This is a genomic window from Mycobacterium sp. PTI7 (assembly GCF_056679845.1).
On sequence record NZ_CM155252.1, the window covers coordinates 4,032,677 to 4,053,783 of the forward strand.

General features: G+C 71.2%; 22 protein-coding genes. 12 read left to right on the plus strand and 10 right to left on the minus strand.

Annotation, left to right across the window (positions count from 1 at the left end; genetic code table 11):
- Positions 1 to 76 precede the first annotated feature (76 nt).
- Together AC1MEY_RS19430 and AC1MEY_RS19435 are read left to right on the plus strand one after the other, a co-directional pair.
- On the plus strand, positions 77 to 1,654 hold the full coding sequence (locus AC1MEY_RS19430; RefSeq protein WP_480227056.1) for a Na+/H+ antiporter: 1,578 nt from the start codon (positions 77 to 79) through the stop codon (positions 1,652 to 1,654).
- A 48-nt stretch (positions 1,655 to 1,702) separates the two neighbouring features.
- Positions 1,703 to 2,080 carry a histone-like nucleoid-structuring protein Lsr2 gene (locus AC1MEY_RS19435; RefSeq protein WP_480227057.1) on the plus strand — a complete coding sequence of 126 codons (378 nt, stop codon included), beginning with the start codon at positions 1,703 to 1,705 and terminating at the stop codon, positions 2,078 to 2,080.
- A gap of 3 nt (positions 2,081 to 2,083) precedes the next feature.
- On the opposite strand, the gene AC1MEY_RS19440 is transcribed toward AC1MEY_RS19435, so the two are convergent.
- Together AC1MEY_RS19440 and AC1MEY_RS19445 are read right to left on the minus strand one after the other, a co-directional pair.
- Positions 2,084 to 3,307, minus strand: coding sequence for a sensor domain-containing phosphodiesterase (locus AC1MEY_RS19440; protein ID WP_480227058.1), 1,224 nt, complete (start codon positions 3,305 to 3,307; stop codon positions 2,084 to 2,086).
- A 194-nt stretch (positions 3,308 to 3,501) separates the two neighbouring features.
- Positions 3,502 to 4,329, minus strand: coding sequence for a sulfurtransferase (locus AC1MEY_RS19445; protein ID WP_480227059.1), 828 nt, complete (start codon positions 4,327 to 4,329; stop codon positions 3,502 to 3,504).
- Between the two features lie 30 nt (positions 4,330 to 4,359).
- Between AC1MEY_RS19445 and bluB the strand changes: the two genes are divergently transcribed.
- Genes bluB through AC1MEY_RS19465 form a run of 4 tightly spaced genes read left to right on the plus strand, consistent with a single transcriptional unit; the run spans position 4,360 to position 7,947 of the window.
- Entirely contained in the window at positions 4,360 to 5,022 is a 663-nt protein-coding gene (bluB, locus tag AC1MEY_RS19450) for a 5,6-dimethylbenzimidazole synthase (RefSeq protein WP_480227060.1), read from the plus strand.
- Between the two features lie 14 nt (positions 5,023 to 5,036).
- A complete protein-coding gene (locus AC1MEY_RS19455) occupies positions 5,037 to 5,795 on the plus strand; it encodes a LamB/YcsF family protein (protein WP_480231567.1) in 759 nt (252 codons plus the stop codon).
- The gene (locus AC1MEY_RS19460; protein ID WP_480227061.1) at positions 5,792 to 6,712 is read left to right on the plus strand and encodes an MBL fold metallo-hydrolase; all 921 of its coding nucleotides are present in this window, start codon (positions 5,792 to 5,794) and stop codon (positions 6,710 to 6,712) included. Before AC1MEY_RS19455 ends, AC1MEY_RS19460 begins: the two co-directional genes overlap by 4 nt.
- Positions 6,709 to 7,947: an SLC13 family permease gene (locus AC1MEY_RS19465; RefSeq protein ID WP_480231568.1), complete on the plus strand. Its 1,239-nt coding sequence runs from the start codon at positions 6,709 to 6,711 to the stop codon at positions 7,945 to 7,947. Before AC1MEY_RS19460 ends, AC1MEY_RS19465 begins: the two co-directional genes overlap by 4 nt.
- A gap of 207 nt (positions 7,948 to 8,154) precedes the next feature.
- Here AC1MEY_RS19465 and rlmB read toward each other — a convergent pair whose 3' ends face one another.
- From rlmB to carD, 4 genes are read right to left on the minus strand one after another with little or no spacing between them, the layout of a single operon-like run.
- Positions 8,155 to 9,096, minus strand: a complete 942-nt coding sequence (gene rlmB, locus AC1MEY_RS19470) for a 23S rRNA (guanosine(2251)-2'-O)-methyltransferase RlmB (RefSeq protein WP_480227062.1) — start codon at positions 9,094 to 9,096, stop codon at positions 8,155 to 8,157.
- A gap of 28 nt (positions 9,097 to 9,124) precedes the next feature.
- On the minus strand, positions 9,125 to 10,534 hold the full coding sequence (gene cysS / locus AC1MEY_RS19475; protein WP_480227063.1) for a cysteine--tRNA ligase: 1,410 nt from the start codon (positions 10,532 to 10,534) through the stop codon (positions 9,125 to 9,127).
- Positions 10,535 to 10,563: 29 nt separating this feature from the next.
- Complete coding sequence (gene ispF / locus AC1MEY_RS19480) at positions 10,564 to 11,106, minus strand: 2-C-methyl-D-erythritol 2,4-cyclodiphosphate synthase (protein WP_480227064.1); 543 nt, start codon at positions 11,104 to 11,106, stop codon at positions 10,564 to 10,566.
- Positions 11,107 to 11,152: 46 nt separating this feature from the next.
- Positions 11,153 to 11,641, minus strand: coding sequence for an RNA polymerase-binding transcription factor CarD (gene carD, locus AC1MEY_RS19485; protein ID WP_480227065.1), 489 nt, complete (start codon positions 11,639 to 11,641; stop codon positions 11,153 to 11,155).
- 402 nt (positions 11,642 to 12,043) lie between these two features.
- Between carD and AC1MEY_RS19490 the strand changes: the two genes are divergently transcribed.
- The 3 genes from AC1MEY_RS19490 to disA are packed head-to-tail and all read left to right on the plus strand — an operon-like array spanning position 12,044 to position 15,219.
- Positions 12,044 to 12,613 carry a copper chaperone PCu(A)C domain-containing protein gene (locus AC1MEY_RS19490; RefSeq protein ID WP_480231569.1) on the plus strand — a complete coding sequence of 190 codons (570 nt, stop codon included), beginning with the start codon at positions 12,044 to 12,046 and terminating at the stop codon, positions 12,611 to 12,613.
- A 43-nt stretch (positions 12,614 to 12,656) separates the two neighbouring features.
- Positions 12,657 to 14,045 carry a DNA repair protein RadA gene (gene radA, locus AC1MEY_RS19495; protein ID WP_480227066.1) on the plus strand — a complete coding sequence of 463 codons (1,389 nt, stop codon included), beginning with the start codon at positions 12,657 to 12,659 and terminating at the stop codon, positions 14,043 to 14,045.
- Positions 14,046 to 14,082: 37 nt separating this feature from the next.
- A complete protein-coding gene (gene disA, locus AC1MEY_RS19500; protein WP_480227067.1) occupies positions 14,083 to 15,219 on the plus strand; it encodes a DNA integrity scanning diadenylate cyclase DisA in 1,137 nt (378 codons plus the stop codon).
- 108 nt (positions 15,220 to 15,327) lie between these two features.
- Here disA and AC1MEY_RS19505 read toward each other — a convergent pair whose 3' ends face one another.
- Positions 15,328 to 16,110 (minus strand): hypothetical protein, encoded by a 783-nt coding sequence (locus AC1MEY_RS19505; protein ID WP_480227068.1) that lies wholly within the window; start codon positions 16,108 to 16,110, stop codon positions 15,328 to 15,330.
- A gap of 59 nt (positions 16,111 to 16,169) precedes the next feature.
- Positions 16,170 to 16,790, minus strand: coding sequence for a carbonic anhydrase (locus AC1MEY_RS19510; protein WP_480227069.1), 621 nt, complete (start codon positions 16,788 to 16,790; stop codon positions 16,170 to 16,172).
- Positions 16,791 to 16,827: 37 nt separating this feature from the next.
- On the opposite strand from AC1MEY_RS19510, the gene AC1MEY_RS19515 reads away from it, so the two are divergent.
- Together AC1MEY_RS19515 and AC1MEY_RS19520 are read left to right on the plus strand one after the other, a co-directional pair.
- Positions 16,828 to 17,697 (plus strand): HhH-GPD family protein, encoded by an 870-nt coding sequence (locus AC1MEY_RS19515; RefSeq protein WP_480227070.1) that lies wholly within the window; start codon positions 16,828 to 16,830, stop codon positions 17,695 to 17,697.
- A gap of 40 nt (positions 17,698 to 17,737) precedes the next feature.
- On the plus strand, positions 17,738 to 19,090 hold the full coding sequence (locus AC1MEY_RS19520; protein ID WP_480227071.1) for an adenylate/guanylate cyclase domain-containing protein: 1,353 nt from the start codon (positions 17,738 to 17,740) through the stop codon (positions 19,088 to 19,090).
- Between the two features lie 7 nt (positions 19,091 to 19,097).
- Here AC1MEY_RS19520 and AC1MEY_RS19525 read toward each other — a convergent pair whose 3' ends face one another.
- Positions 19,098 to 20,063: a GlxA family transcriptional regulator gene (locus tag AC1MEY_RS19525; protein WP_480227072.1), complete on the minus strand. Its 966-nt coding sequence runs from the start codon at positions 20,061 to 20,063 to the stop codon at positions 19,098 to 19,100.
- Positions 20,064 to 20,134: 71 nt separating this feature from the next.
- Here AC1MEY_RS19525 and AC1MEY_RS19530 point away from each other — a divergent pair, with 71 nt between their 5' ends.
- Complete coding sequence (locus tag AC1MEY_RS19530) at positions 20,135 to 20,356, plus strand: hypothetical protein (RefSeq protein ID WP_480227073.1); 222 nt, start codon at positions 20,135 to 20,137, stop codon at positions 20,354 to 20,356.
- Here AC1MEY_RS19530 and AC1MEY_RS19535 read toward each other — a convergent pair.
- Positions 20,330 to 21,100: an alpha/beta fold hydrolase gene (locus AC1MEY_RS19535; protein ID WP_480227074.1), complete on the minus strand. Its 771-nt coding sequence runs from the start codon at positions 21,098 to 21,100 to the stop codon at positions 20,330 to 20,332. The two genes, AC1MEY_RS19530 and AC1MEY_RS19535, sit on opposite strands and share 27 nt — an antisense overlap.
- Between the last annotated feature and the right edge of the window lie 7 nt (positions 21,101 to 21,107).

Genomic DNA, 21,107 nt, shown 5'->3' on the forward strand with positions numbered 1-21,107 from the left:
GAAGGACGAATCGGGCCCGTGCGCCCGTTTGCACGGATTGACGACGGGGTAAGTGCTCCCCGGTGTTCGAGGACCCATGGCGCAACTGACGCTTCTGCTGGCTCTGTTCGCGGCCACCGTGTTGCTCGCTCCGGTCGCGGACCGCATCAGGCTGCCCTATCCGGTGCTGCTCCTGGTCCTGGGACTGGCGGTCGCCTACGTGCCGGGCCTGCCGACGCCGTCGATCGAACCGGACCTGATCCTCCCGCTGGTACTGCCACCGCTGCTGTTCGCGGCCGCGCGCCGCACCTCGTGGCGACAGTTCCTCGACAACCGTCGCGCGATCGGTCTGCTCGCCGTGGCCCTGGTGGGCGTGACGGCGTTCTCGGTGGCCTTCGCGCTGCAGGCCCTCGTCCCGGGTCTGCCGCTGCTGGCCGCCGTCGCCCTCGGTGCCGCCGTCGCCCCGCCGGATCCGGTGGCGGCCACGGCTGCCGCACGCGAACTCCGGCTGCCCCGCAGACTGCGGACGACGCTGGAGGGCGAGGGTTTGTCGAACGACGCGACGGCGCTGGTGCTCTACGAGGTCGCGGTCGCCGGCGCGCTCACCGGGTCGGTGTCGCCGTGGGGCGCGGGCAGCAGCCTGGCACTGTCGGTGGTGGTCGGCATCGCGATCGGTTTGGTGCTCGCCGTCTCCATGCGCTGGCTGCTGACCAAGCTCCCCGCCCACCCCGCGGGCAGCGCGCTGGTCCTGCTGATCCCGTTCGCCGCCTACGGACTCGCCGACGCCGCACACGGCAGCGGGGTGCTCGCGGTGGTGACGCTCGCGCTGGCACTGAGCCGGTACGCGGACGCCGAGTCCGCGCAGACCCGGCTGGTGTCCGAAACCGCTTGGGAGATCATCGAACTCCTGGTGACCGGTGCCGCCTTCGCATTCGTGGGGCTGGAACTGCGTGCCGTCGCGAGTGCGGTGCCTGGCGATCTGAGCGCGCTCATCGGTCAGGCACTGGTCATCACGGCGCTGGTCATCGTCGTGCGGTTCCTGTGGATCTTCCCCGTCGCCGCGCTCGACCAGAGATTGAAGGCGCGGCGGGATCCCGAGTCCGAACCCGTGGGCTGGCAGGAACGCACGATCGCCTCGTGGGCCGGGATGCGCGGCGTCGTGACGCTCGCCGCGGTACTCGCACTGCCGGCGGACTTCCCCGAGCGCGACCGGTTGATCTTCATCGCGTTCGTCGTGATCGTCGTGACGCTGCTGCTGCAGGGGCCGTCACTGCCCATCCTGGTGCGGCGACTGGGCGTGCACCGGTCGCCGGACCAGGAGGCCGACATGGAGCACGACCTCGCCCGGCGCGCGCGCACGGCCGCTCGCGGACGGTTGGCGGAAATCGGACGAGACGATGACGTCGACGACGACCTCACCGGCGAGGCCCGGCGGAATCTGGAAAGAATCTGGCGGAAGGTGGGCTTCGACGAGAACGCCGAACCCGATCCCGACGAGCCGGCTGAGGGCACCCCGGACACCGAACACATCTGGCGAGTAACCGATCTGGAGGCCGAGGCGCTGACCGCCGCGCGGGAGGCGGTGGTGGCCGCCCGCGCCGAACCAGGCATGGATCCGACCGTCGTCGACGGCGTGCTGCGCAAATTGGACGGCCACGGCGTCACGTTGGACTGACCTGCGCGGCTTATAGTGTTGCGACAAACCACGACCAAAGGAATCAACGTGGCCGAACGCATAGTTCGTCAACTCCTCGATGACCTCGACCAGTCCGAGATCCTCGACGGCGCCGGCGGAACCGTCGACTTCGCCTTCCAGGGAACGAAATACACGATCGATCTGACCGACGCGAACATCGCGAAGTTCGAGAAGGCGCTCAAGCCCTACCTCGACGCGGCGACCCAGGTCTCCGGACCGACACGCAAGCCGACACGTGTCAAGAAGTCCAAGTCCAGCCGACGCGGCTCGGCGCGACCGGCGCGTGAGTCGACCGCCGCGATCCGCGGTTGGGCCACCGAGAACGGTCACGACGTGAGCGCCCGCGGTCGCATCCCCGCCGCGGTGATCGACGCCTACGAGACGGCCCACAAGCGCAGCCGCTGACCCCTACGGCACGTGGTCGAGCAACGTGCGCGCCGCCAGCGTCACCCGCGAGCGGTCGAAGGTGATCGCCATGTCGAACCGCCGGTCGTCGTCGCTGATGCGGCCGTCCGTGGGCTCGTCCACCTCCCGCGCGATGATCGCCGCGCAACTGTCCGGCCCGAGGATCACCAGCGACCACTCCCGGCACAGCGGGTCCCCCGGCTCCAGGTCGACGCCGCGGATCCGGGGATGGATGTCGTCGGGCATCTGCTGACCGAAGATCGCCACCAGCGGACTGGTCTCGGCCAGCTCGCCGTACGTCGCGAGGGTGGCCCCGGAGAAGTACCGGACGTGCTGCAGCGTCGTCAGGACGATCGGTGGGCTGTCGGCCGCGCTCGCGAGCCGCTCGATCTGCCGGGTGAACGCCAGCAGGGTCTCCTTGCGCACCACGCGCCTGGGCAGCTCGGCGGTGACGAGATCGAACACCGACGGGCCGAGTGGTACCTGCGGCGTGCAGGTCGGCGCCGGGCCCTCCCACGGCGCAGGCCGGACGTCGAGCGCGCTGGGGACGCCGAACCGGTAGCCCTGGCCCAGCGCGGCGCCGTACGCGAGAGCTTGCTCGAGGTGCTCGTCGGTCTCGATGCCCTCCGCGATGATGACGGCCCCGGTGCGTTCGTGATGCGCCAGCACCGCCGCCAGCGTCCGGGTCTGCACGCCGTCGGGCTGCCGCTGGATCAGGGCCAGGTCCAGCTTGATGATCTCGGGCGAGATCACGTCGAGCATCGCCAGCGAATCAGCATGCGCGCCAACGTCGTCGAGCGCCACCACGAACCCGTCGTCGCGCAGCGCAGCGACCTTGCGCAGCATCGCATTCGGATGGGACAGCAGCCCACGTTCGGTCAGCTCGAACACGACGGTGAACTCCTGTGCCGCCTTCGCGAGCGCGCCGCTCGCGTCGACGCAGGCGCCCACCTCGGGCTCGGAGTTGATGGCCAGCAGCATGCCCGGGATCGACTCGCCGTCGAACGCCGTCGCCGCGGCCCGTTCGATGCACAGGGCGTCGAGCCCGTCCAGCAGTCCAGCCGAGTGGGCGTGGGCGAAGACCTTCGACGGCGACACCCGGGGCAGGGCGGGCCAGCGGGTGAGTGCCTCGTAGCCGATGACCTGCTGGCTGGGCAGGGCGACGATCGGCTGGAACACCGTCTGCAGGCCCACGCCCCGCGCGGCATCGTCCAGGGCGGCCGTCACCAGGCGGCCCACGGGGGACGGTGAACGCCCCGTCCGCCGGTCCGGACGTCGCCGGCGAAGACCGCGTGCGTTGCCATGCCCGCAACCGGCGCACGCGGATCCCACTTCGTGCCTCGTCGCCGTCCGAGTGCCATGGTGACCACCAGGTGCCCACGAAAACCGGCGGCAAACACGACTTCGCCGTCCGTCACCCCTCAGTCACCGGTGGCGATCGGCCGGCCCGGCTCCGAGCACCATTGCGACCACGACCCGGGGAACAGCGCGAGCGGGCGCCCGACCGAGGCCGACGCCGCGACCACCACCGACGCGGTGACCCCCGATCCGCAGTACGCGGCACCCGCTCCCGCCAGATTCGCGGCCAGTTCGCCGTCGGGGCGGAACGTGCCGTCGGCGGCCAGCAGCGACGTGCTCGGCACGTTGGCGGCGCCGGGCACGTGCCCGGCCACCGGATCGACGGGCTCGACGTCGCCGCGGAAGCGTTCGGGCGCGCGCGCGTCGACCAGACCGTCCGCCACCGCAGCCTGGTCGGCGGTGAGCGTGGGCAGCGCGCCGGCGTACAGGTCGTCGTGACGGACGACGACGTTACCGGGAACCGTTGTGGGCGTTCCCTTCTCCAGTTCACCGTCGATCGAGCGCCAGGCCGCCAGCCCGCCGTCCAGGATCCGCACGGCCGGGATGCCCGCCGCGGTCAGGACCCACCACGCCCGCGCCGATCCGGCACGGTTCCAGTCGTCGTAGACCACCACCGGGACGCCGTCGCGTACGCCCCACCGCCGCGCCGCGTCCTGGACCGCCCGGCCCGAGGGCAGGGGATGCCTGCCGCGGCCCTCCGCTCCGTGGTCGGTCAGGTCGTCGTCCAGCGAGACGTACACCGCACCGGGCACGTGACCGGCCTCGTACTCGGCCCGACCGTCGGGTCGCGCCAGTTCCCACCGGACGTCGAGGACGGTCACGGGCCCCTGCGCGAGCAGTGTCCGCAGGTCGGCGGCGGTGATCAGAACGTCGGCACGGCTCGAGGTCACCACGTCATGCTGCCACCTAAGCTGGCCTCGATGTCCGTCCACGCCTTCACCGACGACGAGCGCCGCGCCGTCTACCGCGCGATCGCCGAGCGCCGGGACATGCGCGAGTTCGTCGTCGGCGGCACCGTCGACGACGCCGTGCTGGCCCGCCTGCTCGCCGCCGCGCACGCCGCGCCCAGCGTGGGGCTGATGCAGCCATGGCGATTCATCCGGATCACCGACGGCGCCCTGCGCCGCGGGGTGCACGCCATCGTCGACGCCGAGCGACGCCTCACCGCCGAGGCGCTCGGCGAACGCGGCGATGAATTCCTGGCGTTGAAGGTCGAGGGCATCCTCGACTGCGCCGAACTCCTCGTGGTGGCTCTCGGCGACGACCGCGGCCGGCACGTGTTCGGCCGACGCACCATGCCGCAGATGGATCTGGCCTCGGTGTCGTGCGCCATCCAGAACATGTGGCTCGCCGCCCGCGCCGAGGGACTCGGCCTCGGCTGGGTGTCGATCTTCGATCCCGCCCGGCTCGCGGAATTGCTGGGCATGCCCGCTGAGGCGGAACCCGTTGCGGTGCTGTGCCTGGGCCCCGTACCCGCCTTCCCCACCAGACCGGTCCTGGAGATCGAGGACTGGACCCACGGGCGTCCGCTCCCCGACTTCGTCACCGAGAACGGGTGGACCCGGACGCCGACCGTAGGCTGACCCGCGTGCCTCCGGTGACCATCGACCTCAACGCCGACCTCGGCGAGGGTTTCGGCGCATGGCGCCTCGGCGACGACGACGCCATGCTCGACGTGGTCACCAGCGCCAACGTGGCCTGCGGGTTCCACGCCGGTGATCCGGCCGGCCTCGGCCGCACCTGCCGGGCCGCCGCCGCGCGTGGGGTGCGGATCGGTGCGCAGGTGGGGTACCGCGACCTCGCGGGCTTCGGCCGACGCTTCATCGACGTCGCCCACGACGACCTGGTGGCCGACGTGATCTACCAGATCGGTGCCCTGCAGGCGCTAGCCCACGCGGCCGGCTCCACGGTCACCTACGTCAAACCCCATGGGGCGCTGTACAACACGATCGTGCACCACGCCGACCAGGCGGAAGCCGTCGCCGAGGCCGTGCACGCCGTCGACCCGGCGCTGCCCGTCCTCGGGCTCAGCGGGTCGGCGTTCTTCGCCGCCGCCGAGCGCGTCGGGTTGCGCACGGTGCCGGAGGCCTTCGCCGACCGCGCCTACACCCCCGAGGGCACGCTGGTGTCGCGAGGCGAGGACGGCGCCGTCCTGCACGACGTCGCCGAGATCGCCGACCGCGTCGCGTCGATGGTCGGCCGCGGCGAGGTCACTGCCATCGACGGTTCCACCATCCCGATCACCGTGGAATCGGTGTGCGTGCACGGTGATTCACCGGGTGCGGTCCAGATTGCCCACGCCGTCCGCGAGCGTCTGCTCGCCGATGGGCTGCGACTCGAGGGGTTCGTCCGATGAGACTCAAGCTGGGACGGCCCGACCTCGCCGACCACGCCGCACACTTCGACGCCCCGGCCGCCACGGATGGCGCACCCGTGACCGTCACGTGGGCCGGCGTCACCACGTTGCTCGTCGACGACGGCGACTCGGCGGTGATGACCGACGGCTTCTTCTCCCGCCCCGGCCTCCTGGCCGTCGGGACGCGCACGCTCGCGCCGTCGGCGCCCCGCATCGACGGCAGCCTCGCGCGGCTCGGCGTCGAACGACTCGACGCGGTGCTGCCCGTGCACACCCACTTCGACCACGCGATGGACAGCGCCGTCGTCGCCGCACGGACCGGCGCCACGCTCGTCGGGGGCGCCTCGACCGCCAACGTGGGCCGCGGCGGCGGACTGCCCGACGACCGGATCGTGGTCGCGACGCCCGGAGAACCGCTGAGCCTCGGGGCGTTCGACGTGACGCTGGTCGTCGGCGACCACTGCCCACCCGACCGGTTCCCGGGCCCCATCGTCGCTCCCGTCGTACCGCCGGTGAGGGCGGCGGCGTACCGCTGCGGCGAGTCGTGGTCCACTCTCCTGCACCACCGCCGGAGCGGCCGCACGTTGCTGGTGATCGGCAGCGCCGGATTCGTCCCCGGCGCGCTGGCCGGCCGCCGCGCCGACGTCGCCTACCTCGGCGTGGGGCAGCTCGGTCTGCAGCCGGAGCGGTACATCGTCGACTACTGGACCGAGACCGTGCGCACCGTCGGGGCGCGACGCGTGGTGCTGATCCACTGGGACGACTTCTTCCGCCCGCTGCATCAGCCGCTGCGCGCGCTGCCCTACGCGGGCGACGACCTCGACGTCTCCATGCGGGTGCTGACCCGGCTGGCACGCGAGGACGGCGTACCGCTGCATCTCCCGACCCTCTGGGAGCGCTGCGACCCGTGGACCTGACGCTGGCACTGCTGGCGCTCGCCGCGGTGCTGGCGTTCGCGTTGGTCCGTCCCCGCAACCTGCCCGAGGCCGTCGCCGCGGTACCCGGTGCGGGCCTGCTGATCGCCGCCGGCGTGGTGACCGTCGACGACGCGTGGGCCGAGGTGCGCGACCTGCTGCCCGTCGTCGGATTCCTCGCCGCGATCCTGGTGCTGGCCAAACTGTGCGACGACGAGGGCCTGTTCCACGCCGCGGGCGTCGCGATGGCCCGGCGCAGTGCGGGCGACCCGCGGCGCCTGCTGGTGACCGTGTTCGTGATCGCTGCGGTCACGACGGCGGTGCTGAGCCTCGACGCGACCGTCGTGCTACTCACCCCGGTGGTGCTGGCCACCGCCCGCACGCTGGGGGTGCCGTCCCGCCCGCACGCCTATGCGACGGCGCACCTCGCCAACAGCGCGTCGCTGCTGATGCCGGTGTCCAACCTGACCAACCTGCTGGCGTTCACCACTGCGGGCCTGACGTTCGCGCACTTCACCGCGATCATGACGCTGCCGTGGCTGCTGGTCATCGCCGGCGAGTTCGTGCTGCTGCGGCTGTTCTTCCGGCGCGAACTGGCTGCCGTACCGACCGGGGACGTGGCACCGCCGCCCGCCGAGACGCCGGTGTTCGTCCTCGTCGTGCTGGGGCTGACGCTGGTGGGCTTCGCGGTCGTGTCGCTGTTCGGTGCGTCGCCTGCCTGGGCCGCGCTCGGCGGCGCCGTCGTCCTCGGGGTGCGCGCCCTGATCCGACGGAACAGCACCGTCGTCGACCTCGCGCGATCGGCCAACGTGCCGTTCCTGGCGTTCGTGCTGTGCCTCGGGGTGGTGGTCGCCGGGGTGATGCACCACGGCCTGGACTCCGCCATGCGCAACGTGCTGCCGCTCGGCACGTCGTTCCCGGAGTTGCTCGGCATCGCCGTGGTCGCCGCGCTGCTGTCGAACGTCGTGAACAACCTGCCCGCGGTGCTGGTGCTGCTGCCGCTCGTCGTCGCGGCGGGGCCCGCCGCGGTGCTGGCCGTGCTGATCGGCGTCAACGTCGGACCCAACCTGACGTATCCCGGATCGCTGTCGAACCTGCTGTGGCGCAACGTGGTTCATGGCGAGGGGATCCCCGCGCCGTTCCTCGAGTTCGGCCGCGTCGGGCTCGTCACGGTGCCTGCGACGCTGCTGCTCGGCGTGGCGGGGCTGTGGGCGTCGGTCGAGGTGTTGGGGGTCTGACCGTGGCCGCCTGCGCGGTGACGTTCAGATAGCGCTCACGGCCAACGCCACTCGCACCTCTGTCGCGTCAGCGCTCACTCGATGACGGCGGCGCTGTCAGATCCGGCCGCGAGCGTGCGTTGAGTCGTGTTTCCGCCCGGCGTGTCGCCCGCAGACACGCACGCTCGCCGAAGGAATGTAGCCACTGCCCGACTGGCGGGAACGGGGTCAGGCGCGGCGCTGGCGGGCGATCTCGGCGAGCACGACGCCTGCCGCGACCGATGCGTTGAGCGATTCGGTGGGGCCCGCCATCGGGATCGACACGATGGAGTCGCAGTTCTCGCGCACCAGGCGCGACAACCCCTTTCCCTCGGATCCCACGACCACGACCATCGGACCGGACGCGTCGAGTTCGTCGAGTTCGGTGTCGCCACCGGCGTCCAGACCCACGACCTGCAGGCCCGCGGCCGACCAACTCTGCAGCGTGCGCGTGAGGTTGGTGGCCCGCGCGACGCGCAGACGTGCGGCCGCGCCGGCGCTGGTCCGCCACGCCACCGCGGTGACCGACGCCGACCGCCGCTGCGGGATCAGCACGCCGTGGCCGCCGAACGCCGCCACCGAACGCACGATCGCCCCGAGGTTGCGGGGGTCGGAGATGTTGTCGAGCGCCACGAGCATCGCAGGCGTCGAGTCGGCCAGCGCGGTGGCCAGCATGTCGTCGGGGTGCGCGTACTCGTAGGGCGGCACCTGCAGCGCGATGCCCTGGTGCAGACCGTTGCTGCTCATGCGGTCCAGATCGTGCTTCTGCACCTCGAGGATCGCGATGCCTGCATCGGCGGCCCGCTGTACGGATTCGGTCAGGCGCTCGTCGGACTCCGCGCCGAGCATCACCCACAGCGCCGTCGCGGGCACGCCCGCCCGCAGGCACTCGACCACCGGGTTGCGGCCGAGCACGACTTCGGTCTCGTCGGTCTTCTTCTGCCTGCCCTGCGCCGACCGGGCCACCTTCGCCGCGCGCTTGCCCGCGGGATGGTGCGGCCGGGCGCTGGCCGGCGGCGTCGCGCCCCTGCCCTCGAGGCCGCGGCGGCGCTGGCCGCCCGAACCGACCTGCGGGCCCTTCTTCGTGCCTTCCTTGCGGATGGCACCGCGCCGTTGAGAGTTACCAGCCATCGTCAGTCCCGTCGCCCTGCATCATCGGTCACTTGTCGCTCGGATCCACCAGCGACCACTGCGGACCGTCGGCGGTGTCGGTGACCTCGATACCGGCCGCCTTCAGCCGGTCCCGGATCTCGTCGGCCTGCGCCCAGTCGCGGTTCGCGCGGGCGTCGGCCCGCTGCACCAGCGCCCACTGCACCAGTTCGTCCACCGCGGCCAGCGCGGCCGAGGTCTCGTCGCGCGACTCCCACCGCTCGTCGAGCGGATCGCAGCCGAGGATGCCCATCATGGCGCGAATCGATCGCGCATGGGTCATGGCCGTCGCGTGGTCGCCGGCGTCGAGCGCCCGGTTGCCCTCCGCGCGTGCGGCGTGCACCTCGGCGAGCGCCGCGGGCACCGCCAGATCGTCGTCGAGTGCGGCGGCGAACTTCGGCGTCCACTCACCCGGCACGACCGCACCGACGCGGCTGCGCACCCGGTGCAGCAGATCCTCGATGCCGGTGTAGGCCTTGACCGCGTCCTGCAGGGCGTTCTCGGAGAACTCCAGCATCGACCGGTAGTGCGCGCTGCCCAGGTAGTAGCGCAGCTCCGCCGGCCGAACCCGTTGCAGCACAGCGGGAATCGACAGCACGTTCCCCAGCGACTTGCTCATCTTCTCGCCGCCGAGCGTGACCCACCCGTTGTGCAGCCAGAACTGGGCGAAGTCGTCGCCCGCGGCCTTCGCCTGGGCGATCTCGTTCTCGTGGTGCGGGAAGACCAGATCCATGCCGCCGGCGTGGATGTCGAACGCGGAGCCCAGATAGGCCTCGCACATCGCGACGCACTCGGTGTGCCAGCCCGGTCGGCCCGGCCCCCACGGCGTCGGCCACGACGGCTCGCCGGGCTTCGCGCCCTTCCACAGCGTGAAGTCGCGCGGGTCGCGCTTGCAGGTCGCGGCGCCCTCACCCTGGTGGACGTCGTCGATGCGGTGGCCGGACAGCGCGCCGTACTCCGGCTGGCTCAGCACGTCGAAGTAGACGTCGCCGCCGCTGGCGTAGGCGTGGCCGCGCTCGATCAGCCGCTCGATCAACTCGACCATCTGGGTGATGTGCCCGGTGGCGCGCGGCTCGGCCGACGGGGGCAGTACCCCGAGCGCATCGTAGGCGGCGCTGAAGGCACGCTCGTAGGTCGCGGCCCATTCCCACCACGGACGTCCCGCGTCGGCGGCCTTGTTGAGGATCTTGTCGTCGATGTCGGTGACGTTGCGGATGAACGCGACGTCGTATCCCGTGGCGGTGAGCCAGCGGCGCAGCACGTCGAACGCGACGCCGCTGCGGACGTGACCGATGTGGGGCAGCCCCTGCACGGTCGCGCCGCACAGGTAGATGGAGGCATGGCCCTCGCGCAGCGGCACGAAGTCCCGCACGCCACCGGTCATGGTGTCGTGGAGCCGCAAGCCGGCACGATCAGTCACGACGGGCCAGCTTACCGGCCAGATCGCCACTAATCGTCATCGGACGTTGCCGACCCCTCGGGCGGGGGCTCGTCGGTGCTTGTCGACTCCTCGCGCAAGCGCTCGTCGGTCACCACGAGTGCCGTCGCGATGGCCGCCAGCCCCTCGCCGCGGCCGGTCAGGCCCAACCCGTCGGTGGTGGTCGCGGAGACCGAGACGGGCGCCCCCAGCAGGTCGGACAGCACGCGTTGCGCCTCCTCCCGTCGGGGACCGATCTTCGGCCGGTTGGCGATCACCTGGACCACCGCGTTGCCCACGCGCAGACCCTCCCCGTCGAGGAGGCTCCGCACGTGACGCAGCATGTCGGCCCCGCTGACTCCCCGCCATTCGACGCGGTCGGTACCGAAGACCGAGCCGAGGTCGCCCAGTCCCGCCGCGCTCAGCAGCGCGTCGCACAGGGCGTGGGCGGCGACGTCACCGTCGGAGTGCCCGGCGCAGCCGTCGGCGCCGTCGAACTCGAGACACAGCAATCGGCACGGCCGACCCACCTCGATGGGATGGACGTCGGTGCCCAGTCCGATTCGGAAGGTCACGTCGGTCAGCGCAGGCGCGTGGCGCCGCCCCGGACGGATGACTCCGTCAGGAGGCTGCGGCCAACGCCTCGTCGAGAATGCTCATGGCCTTCTCGTCGTCGGTGTTCTCGGCCAGCGCCAGCTCGCCGACGAGGATCTGCCGGGCCTTGGCCAGCATCCTCTTCTCACCGGCGGACAGTCCGCGCTCCTGGTCACGACGCCACAGGTCGCGAACGACCTCGGCGACCTTGTTCACGTCACCCGAAGCGAGCTTCTCGAGGTTGGCCTTGTAGCGGCGCGACCAGTTGGTCGGCTCCTCGGTGTGCGGGGCACGCAGAACCTGGAAGACCTTGTCGAGACCCTCCTGTCCCACCACGTCGCGCACACCCACGTACTCGGCGTTGTCTGCGGGAACGCGGACGGTCAAGTCACCCTGCGCGACCTTCAAGACGAGGTATTCCCTCTGCTCGCCCTTGATGGTCCGGGTCTCGATCGCCTCGATCAGCGCGGCACCGTGGTGTGGATAGACGACTGTGTCTCCGACCTTGAAAATCATCAGAATGAAGCCCCTTTCACGTGTCCATGTTAACACGTCGGCAGGGGGCGTGTTTATCAACGGTGCAGGTCAGGGGCACCGTGGGTGGAGACAAGGGGTTGACAGGGCGACGAAACCGTGCCACCGCGAGCCCCCCGGGCAAACTCGGGCCGACGGTTCCGATTGCGAATCGACCACCGCCGCGGACGCCACTTGCCGTCGCCCCGCCACGGTTTCACCGACCCCACCGACCACCTCGGGGGTACCGCTGGAGCCCGGACCCGACCTCGGCTACCGCCGCCGACCACCACCTACTACTCTGCATAGTCGAAGCAGCGGACGACCGTCCCATGGCCGCCGTGGCCCGAGCAGGAGGCTTGAGTGAACCGCTCCCGATCCCTCACGACCGTCGTCACGTCGGGGATGGCCGCGTGCGGTCTCGCCGCGACGGTGCTCCTCAGCGGGTGCAGCGCAGGTCAGATCTCGCAGACCGCGATGCAGATGCCCGCGGTCAACGGCACCACCGCCTCGGTGGGCGACCCGACCTACGGCATCGCGCTGCGCAACCTGCACCTGCGGGCCCCGCAGACGAGTGACGCCGTCGAGCCCGGCAGCCAGGCCGAGCTGATCTTCGTCGCCGCCAACGGATCCGCGGCCAACGTCGACCGGCTGGTGTCGATCACCTCCGACGTCGGCGTGGTGACGCTGTCGGGCAGCCGCGAGGTGCCCGCGGGCGATTCGCTCGTGGTCGGCACCCCCGACGGTCAGGTGAGCCCGCTCGACGCCGTCGAGGGCGCCAAGACCGCCGAGGCGACCGTCGCGCTGACGAAGCCGATCTCCAACGGCATCAACTACGACTTCACGTTCACCTTCGAGCGCGCCGGCTCAGCCACCATCCCCGTTCCGATCTCGGCGGGCGAGGAGCCGCGCCGCGACGCCGAGCCGGGCGGCTCGTCCGGCGGCGAGGGCGGCGACACGGGCGGCGGCCACTAGCCGCATCGACGCTTCTGTCGGTGCCGCCGGATAGCGTCACGACGTGACACGAGGCGGTTCGAAGGCGCGTTCGCAGTACCGGTGTTCGGAGTGCGGCCACGTCACGGCCAAGTGGGTCGGTCGCTGCGCGGACTGCGGCACCTGGGGCACGGTCAACGAGGTCGCGGTGCTGTCCACGATCGGTGGATCACCCGCCCGCCGGTCCGTCGCGCCCACCTCCCCCGCCGTGCCGATCAGCTCGATCGATCCCGGCAAGACCCGCCACTTCCCCACCGGCATCGGCGAATTGGACCGCGTCCTGGGCGGCGGGCTGGTACCCGGGTCGGTGACGCTGCTCGCCGGCGACCCCGGCGTCGGCAAGTCCACGCTGCTGCTCGACGTCGTCTACCGCTGGGCCTGTGCGGGCCGCCGCGCGCTGTACCTGTCCGGCGAGGAGTCCGCGGGCCAGATCAGGCTGCGGGCCGAGCGGATCGGCTGCAGCCACGACGAGGTGTTCCTCGCCGCCGAATCCGACCTGCAGACCGCGCTCGGACACATCGACGAGGTGCGGCCCAGCATCGTGATCGTCGACTCGGTGCAGACGATGACCAGTTCCGAGACCGACGGCGTCACCGGCGGCGTCACGCAGGTCCGCGCGGTGACCACGGCGCTGACGATGGCGGCCAAGACCACCGGCGTCGCGATCATCCTGGTCGGCCACGTCACCAAGGACGGAGCCATCGCGGGGCCGCGTTCCCTCGAGCACCTCGTCGACGTGGTCCTGCACTTCGAGGGCGACCGCGCATCGACGCTGCGACTGGTCCGCGGGGTCAAGAACCGCTTCGGCGGGGCCGACGAGGTGGGCTGTTTCCAGCTGCACGACAACGGGATCGAGGGCGTGGCCGATCCGTCCGGGCTCTTCCGCGACCTGCGACCGGCGCCGGTGCCCGGCACGGCGGTCACGGTGACGCTCGACGGCAAGCGGCCGCTCGTCGGCGAGGTGCAGGCGCTCGTCGCCAAGGCCACCACCGGCATCCCGCGACGCGCCACCAGCGGCATCGACTCGTCGCGCAGCGCGATGATCCTCGCGGTCCTCGAGAAGCGCGCGGGCTTCCCGCTGGGCTCGTCCGACGTCTATCTCTCCACGGTCGGCGGCATGAAGCTCACCGACCCGTCCGCGGACCTGGCCATCGCGGTGGCCATCGCGTCCGCGGCCCAGGATCTGCCCATGCCCGCCGACGCGATCGCAATCGGCGAGGTGGGCCTGGCCGGTGACATCCGCCGCGTGACCGGGATGGACCGGCGGCTCGCCGAGGCCGCCAGGCTCGGCTTCAAGCGTGCCGTCGTGCCGTCCGGGGTGACCAAGGCACCCCCTGGTCTGCGACTCAAGGCCGTCGACGACCTCGGCGCGGCGTTGCACGCGATGCGCCAGATCGCCCACAATGGTGCCTGACGGCGGCTGACGACGCGGCTGGACCGAGGAGGGGCCGATGGCCGTGAAGGCAACCAGCGCACGGGCGGCGGGCCGCACCACCACGGGAAACGTGGTGCAGTTGGCACGTCCGACGCTGCGCGAGACGCTCGGCAGGCTCGCCCCGGGGACGCCGCTTCGCGACGGTCTGGAACGCATCCTGCGCGGCCGCACGGGCGCCCTGATCGTCCTCGGCTACGACGACAGCGTCGACGCGATCTGCGACGGCGGCTTCACGCTCGACGTCCAGTACGCACCCACCCGGCTCCGCGAGCTGTCGAAGATGGACGGCGCGGTGGTGCTCTCCAGCGACGGCACGCACATCCTGCGCGCCAACGTGCAGCTGGTGCCGGATCCGTCGATCCCCACCGAGGAGTCCGGCACGCGGCACCGCTCGGCGGAACGCGCGGCCGTCCAGACCGGCTACCCGGTGATCTCGGTCAGCCACTCGATGAGCATCGTGACGGTCTACGTCGCCGGCGAGCGGCACGTGGTGCCCGATTCGGCGGCCATCCTGTCGCGCACCAACCAGACGATCGCGACGCTCGAGCGATACACCACCCGCCTCGACGAGGTGAATCGCCAGCTGTCGACGGCCGAGATCGAGGACTTCGTCACGCTGCGCGACGTGATGACCGTGGTGCAGCGTCTCGAAATGGTCCGTCGGATCAGCCTCGAGATCGACGCGGACGTGGTCGAACTGGGCACCGACGGCCGCCAGCTCAAGCTGCAGCTCGAGGAACTCGTCGGCGACAACGACACGGCCCGCGAGCTGATCGTCCGCGACTACCACGCCAACCCCGACCCGCCGACCGCCGCGCAGGTGTCGTCGACGCTCGAGGAACTCGACGCGCTGTCCGACAACGAGCTGCTCGACTTCACCACGCTGGCACGCGTGTTCGGCTACCCGTCGACGCTCGAGGCGCAGGACTCGGCGATGAGTTCACGCGGCTACCGCGCGATGGCGGGCATCCCGCGCCTGCAGTTCGCGCACGTCGACCTGCTGGTGCGGTCGTTCGGGTCGCTGCAGGGAGTACTTGCCGCGAGCGCCAGCGACCTGCAGTCGGTCGACGGCATCGGGTCGATGTGGGCCCGCCACATCCGCGAGGGTCTGTCGGCGCTGGCCGAGTCGACCATCGCCAATCAGCTGGCCTGACCGGCCCCGCGAATCTCTTCGCCGAACCGGAGAGTCACGTCGTCCCAGCGGCCGCGCAGCGACGCTACGCTCCGGCTCGACGAGGTCAGGGTCAGGCCGAGTAGGGCCTCAGCCGACGGGCGCGGGGACCTCGCCGGCGGGTGCGGGCGCATCCACCGGCGGCGCCTCACCGGGCGCCACGGGTGCGGCCTCGGCGAGGATGAACGGCACGGCGGCCGACCTCAGGTTGCCGAGCTGCACCACCAGGTTGTAGGTGCCGGGTCCGATGGCCTGACGCGGCAGCGGGCAGTTCGGGCCGGAGCCCATGCCCGTCCACGTCACCTCGGTGGTGACCTGCTCGCCGGGGTTGAACGTCTTCACCAGCGTCTCGTTGGACGGCGCGCAGTCCAGGTTCGACCACAGCCGGTCGTTGTTCAGCGAGTAGACGTAGGCCGCGAGGACCGCGGCGCCGACGTCGCGCTGGCAGGCGACCAGGCCGATGTTGGTGACGACCATCGTGAACTTCGGCTGATCACCGATCACGTAGTTCGGCTGGCTGGTGATGCCCTTGACCGCCAGCGTGGAGTCCGGGCAGTCCTCGCCGGCCTGCAGCACCGGCGGCGGCACCACGGCAGCCGACGGCGTGGGGGTCGGCGCGGGCGCCTGCTGGGCAGGCGGCTGCACCGGGGTCTTGACCTCGGGGTTCTCCCCGGGCAGGGGCGTCGGCCCGGCCGCGGCCGAGGTATCGGTGGAAGCCGGTTCGCTGCTCGAGTCGCCCGAGAACGCCGAGACGAGGCCGAACACGATCGCCGCGACGACTACGACGGCAAGCGTGGCCAACCCGATTGCGAGCATCCGACGACGCCGGTAGATCTCCGGCGGGAGCGGGGCATGCGGTTCTACTTCCAGCACATTTCAACGGTAAGGGCAGGTCATGCCCTATCGTCCGACCTCGCGCGGCGTGTCGCCCCTCAGACTTCGCCGATGTCGCCGATGTGGTCGCGCAGTTCGGTCCGTCCGTCGGACAGATGGTAGGTGGCGCCGACGACGGCGACGGTGCCCGCGGTGATGGCGTCGCGGATCAGCGTGGAGCGCTCGTTGAGCTGCGCGACCGTCTCGTTGACGTGCTTGGTCTCGAACTCGTCGATCCGGGACAGCCCCTCGCGCCGGCCCACCAGGATCGACGGCGTGACGCGTTCGACCACGTCACGGACGTATCCGCCGGGCACACTGCCGTCGTCGATCGCCGACAGCGTGGCCTTGACCGCGCCGCAGCTGTCGTGGCCGAGCACCACGATCAGCGGTACGCCGAGCACGCCGATCGCGAACTCGATCGATCCCAGCACCGCGGAGTCGATGACGTGGCCGGCGGTGCGGACCACGAACATGTCGCCGAGACCCTGGTCGAAGATGATCTCCGCGGCGACCCGACTGTCGGAGCAGCCGAACAGCACAGCGGTCGGCTTCTGACCGTCGACGAGACGCTCGCGGTCGGCCACCCCCTGGCTCGGATGCTGCGGGGTGCCGCTGACGAAGCGGTCGTTACCCTCGCGTAGTGCTTTCCAAGCGCTCACTGGATTCGAGTTCGGCATGGCTGTCATCTTGCCCGAGCGCCGCTGAGGTTTCACTGTGACCCTGGACGCCGAGGAGTTGCTGGACTGGTACCGGCGCGAGCAGCGGGACCTCCCGTGGCGCCGACCGGGCGTCAGCGCATGGCAGATCCTGGTGAGCGAGTTCATGCTGCAACAGACCCCCGTCGCCCGCGTCGAACCCATCTGGCGCGACTGGGTCGCACGCTGGCCGACCCCGTCGGCGACCGCCGCCGCATCCACCGCCGACGTGTTGCGGGCCTGGGGGAAGCTGGGCTACCCGCGCCGGGCGAAGCGGCTGCACGAGTGCGCGACGACCATCGCGACCGAGCACGGCGACGTGGTGCCCGACGACGTCGACACGCTGCTCACCCTCCCCGGCGTCGGCACCTACACCTCGCGGGCCGTCGCGTGCTTCGCCTACCGCAGGCGGGTGCCCGTCGTCGACACCAACGTGCGGCGGGTGATCGCACGCGTGGTGCACGGCCGCGCGGACTCCCCGGCCAGCGTCCGCGACCTTGCCGACGTCGACGCCGTGCTGCCCAACGACGTTCGCGCACCGGAGTTCTCGGTGGCACTCATGGAACTGGGCGCCGTGGTGTGCACGGCGCGATCCCCGAAGTGCGGACTGTGCCCGCTCAGTTCGTGCCGGTGGCGGTCGCTCGGGTACCCGGCCGCGACCGAACCGGCACGCAAGGTCCAGCGGTTCGCCGGCACCGACCGGCAGGTGCGCGGCAAGTTGCTGGACGTGTTGCGCGGCAACGCCGCTCCCGTCACGCGCGCCGAACTCGACGTGGTGTGGCTGACCGACACCGTGCAGCGTGACCGCGCGCTGCTGTCGCTACTGACCGACGGCCTCGTCGAGCAGACCGCCGACGGGTTGTTCGCCCTGAGTGGAGAAGGCGGCTAGTTCGTCCGCGGTCCGGTCGCGGGAGCACTAGCCTTGACCCGTGGCAGGACGGGGTTCAGCGGCGCCGCGGACTCAGTACGCCTCGCGGGGCGATCTCGACATCGCCTACCAGGTGCTCGGCGACGGCCCCGTCGACCTGATCGTCATGCCGGGCCCGTTCGTCCCGATCGACTCCATCGACAGTGAACCGGCCATGTACCGGTTCTACCGGCGGCTGTCGGCGTTCTGCCGGGTGATCCGCTTCGACCAGCGCGGCATGGGCATGTCGTCGCGGATCGGCTCTGCCGACACCATCACCCCGTCCTGCTGGGCGGAGGACGCGATCACGGTGCTGAACGCACTCGGGTGCGAGCGCGTCGCCGTCCTGGGCTCGGGATACACGGCGGTCAGCGCGCTGCTGCTCGCGGCCGACCACCCCGACCGGGTGAGCCACCTGGTGATCGTCAACGGCAGCGCGCGTGCCGGCTGGGCGCCGGACTACGAGGCGGGCACGCGGCTCGGCGGGGTGACCCCGTTCACCACCGTGGCGCTGCAACCCGACGCGGTGGAACGGGGTTTCGACATGCTGCGCCTGGTGGCTCCCTCGGTGGCCTCGGACCGGGCGTTCCGCAACTGGTGGGACCACGCGGGCAATCGCGCCGCCTCGCCGAGCATGGCCCGGATGGCCAGCCAGGTGCTCACCGAAGCCGATGTGCGGCACAAGCTTCCGGACATCGACGTGCCGACCCTGGTGATCCACCGCAGCGAGTCGGCGTTCGTCGACGTCAGACACGGCCGCTACCTCGGCGAGCACATCCCGTGCGCGCGTTACGTCGAGATCGACGGCGCCGACGCCCTGTACTGGATCGGCGACACCACGCCGATCCTGGACGAGGTGGAGGAGTTCGTGACCGGCGCGCGCAGCGAGGCCGAGGCCGAACGCGTGCTGACCACGATCGTGTTCACCGACATCGTCGGCTCGACGGCGCGCGCGTCGGCGATGGGCGACGACCGGTGGCGCGATCTGCTCGACTACCACGACGCGACCGTCCGCCGCGAACTCGACAGGTTCCGCGGCCGCGAGATCAACACCGCCGGTGACGGATTCGTGGCCACGTTCGTCAGTCCGAGCGGGGCGCTCGATTGCGCGCAGGCCATCGTCGCCGCCGTCGGCTCACTCGATCTCGAGGTGCGCGTCGGCGTGCACGCCGGCGAGGTCGAGGTGCGCGGTGACGACATCGCCGGCATGGCCGTCCACATCGGCGCTCGGGTCGCCGGGCTGGCGGGCGCCGGCGAGGTGCTGGTGTCCTCGACGGTGCGCGACATCGTGACCGGGTCGCGCCGGGACTTCACCTCGCGTGGCGAGCACGAACTGAAGGGCGTGCCGGGATCGTGGCACGTGTACTCGCTCTGAGCCGAACCTAGGCCGTGGCAGCGCAATCCGTGCAGGAGAACCGTCGCCGGTAGTCCGACGGCGTCACGCCGATGACGCGGCGGAAGTGGTGGCGCAGCAGCGTCGCGGTGCCGAAGCCGGACCGGTCGGCCACGCGGTCGATGTCGAGATCGGTCTCCTCGAGCAGGCGTCGGGCGTAGAGCACGCGCTGGTCGGTGACCCACTGCATCGGGGTGCGGCCCGTCTCCTCCACGAACCGCCGCGCGAACGTCCGGGCCGACATGCTCGCCCGCCGCGCCAGCGTGGTGACGGTGTGCGGCTTCTCCAGGTTGGCCAGGATCCAGTCCAGGTGCGGGGCGAAGCCCTCGGAGCAGCGGATCGGAATCGGCTGCTCGATGTACTGCCGCTGACCGCCGTCGCGGTGCGGCGGGACGACCATGCGTCGCGCGATCAGGTTGGTGACCTCGCTGCCGAGTTCCCGACGCACCAGGTGCAGGCACGCGTCGATGCCCGCCGCGGTGCCCGCGCTGGTGATGAGGTTGCCGTCGTCGACGTAGAGGACGTTGCGGTCGACCTTGGCGGTGGGATACATGCGGGCCAGCTCGTCGGCGTGCATCCAGTGCGTCGTGCACTCGCGCCCGTCGAGCAGGCCGGCGGCGCCGACGACGAAGGCCCCCGAGCAGACGGTGAGGATGATCGATCCGGAGGCGGCGGCCCGGCGGATCGCGTCGAGGGCCTCCTCCGGGTAGTGGCCGCCACCGATCGCGGGGATGGCGACCAGGTCGGCGCCGATCAGGTCGTCGAAGCCGTGGTCGGGGGTGAGCGACGCACCCACCGACGTGCGGACCGGCCTGCCGGGTTCGGGGCCGCAGACCTTGAAGTCGAAGTTGGGCACGCCGTCGTCTGAGCGGTCGATGCCGAAGACCTCGCAGATCACGCCGAATTCGAAGACGGCCAGGCCGTCCATCACCAGCGCTGACACGGTCTTGATCATGGCAGCATCTTATCCCCTGCCGTCCGTCCTGCCACTAGTGGCAGGAATTCGATGCGCGAATCATTACTGCCATGAACCTGTTACTGACCGTCCTCATCCTCGCGGCACCCTTCGCGGTGGCCGCACTCCTGAGCTGGGCGTCGCACCGGGGCGACCCGGTCCGCTCATACCTGGCCGGCGTCGAGGAGGACGCGGACTGGCACCGCATCCAGCACGACGCCGACGCCGCCCGCACGCGATTCGAGCAGAACCCGTCGTGGCCGGCCTCAGGCGCGACGGGCGAGCGTCGTTAGGAAGCCCTCGACCGCCTCGCGGTACTCGCGGGGCGCGTCGTCGTGCACCAGGTGACCGGCGTCCGGCACCCGGAGGTAGGTCGTGTCGAAGCCGGTCTCGTGCATCCTGTGCATCTGCCCGGGCGGCGTCACCGAGTCGGCCGCCTCGATCAGCAGCGTCGGGACGCGGACCCGGGCCCACTGCTCCCAGTAGTCCCGGGTCCCCCACTCGGCGGCGATCTCGATCCAGCGCTCGGGGTGGCCGTGCAGCCGCCACCCCGTCCCCGTCCGGTCGAACGCCTCCCTGAAGTAGCGGCCGGCGACGTCGCCGAAGGCCTCGACGATCTGCTCCTCCGACGTGAACTCGACCGGCAGCGCGTACACCCACGGCTCCCACGGGCCCGTCGTCCGGCCGCGGAAGTCGGGCGCCATGTCCTCGACGACGAGCGCGCTGACGAGATCGGGGCGCGCCGCGGCGAGACACCACGCGTGCAGTCCCCCCATCGAGTGGCCGACCAGCGTCACCGGCCCGCCGACCTCGGACACCGCGTCGGCCAGGTCGGCGACGAACCGCTCGGTGGACACGGGCCGGAGATCGGCCACCTCGCGCCCGCGATGCCACGGGGCGTCGTAGGTGAAGACCCGCCCAAGTTCGGCCAGCCACGGCACCTGCCGGTCCCAGGTGCTGCCGCGGCCCATCAGGCCGTGCACCAGGATCACCGGCTCGCCCCGGCCGCCCCGATCGGTCAGAAGTGGGGCACCCATGGCCGTA

Excerpts from the sequence above, each read along its gene's own strand:
- AC1MEY_RS19430 (WP_480227056.1), top strand. The coding sequence starts at position 77 with ATGGCGCAACTGACGCTTCTGCTGGCTCTGTTCGCGGCCACCGTGTTG.
- bluB (WP_480227060.1), top strand. The coding sequence starts at position 4,360 with ATGTCCGTCCACGCCTTCACCGACGACGAGCGCCGCGCCGTCTACCGC.
- AC1MEY_RS19460 (WP_480227061.1), top strand. The coding sequence starts at position 5,792 with ATGAGACTCAAGCTGGGACGGCCCGACCTCGCCGACCACGCCGCACAC.
- rlmB (WP_480227062.1), bottom strand. The coding sequence starts at position 9,096 with ATGGCTGGTAACTCTCAACGGCGCGGTGCCATCCGCAAGGAAGGCACG.
- carD (WP_480227065.1), bottom strand. The coding sequence starts at position 11,641 with ATGATTTTCAAGGTCGGAGACACAGTCGTCTATCCACACCACGGTGCC.
- AC1MEY_RS19490 (WP_480231569.1), top strand. The coding sequence starts at position 12,044 with ATGGCCGCGTGCGGTCTCGCCGCGACGGTGCTCCTCAGCGGGTGCAGC.
- disA (WP_480227067.1), top strand. The coding sequence starts at position 14,083 with ATGGCCGTGAAGGCAACCAGCGCACGGGCGGCGGGCCGCACCACCACG.
- AC1MEY_RS19510 (WP_480227069.1), bottom strand. The coding sequence starts at position 16,790 with ATGCCGAACTCGAATCCAGTGAGCGCTTGGAAAGCACTACGCGAGGGT.
- AC1MEY_RS19525 (WP_480227072.1), bottom strand. The coding sequence starts at position 20,063 with ATGATCAAGACCGTGTCAGCGCTGGTGATGGACGGCCTGGCCGTCTTC.
- AC1MEY_RS19530 (WP_480227073.1), top strand. The coding sequence starts at position 20,135 with ATGAACCTGTTACTGACCGTCCTCATCCTCGCGGCACCCTTCGCGGTG.
- AC1MEY_RS19535 (WP_480227074.1), bottom strand. The coding sequence starts at position 21,100 with ATGGGTGCCCCACTTCTGACCGATCGGGGCGGCCGGGGCGAGCCGGTG.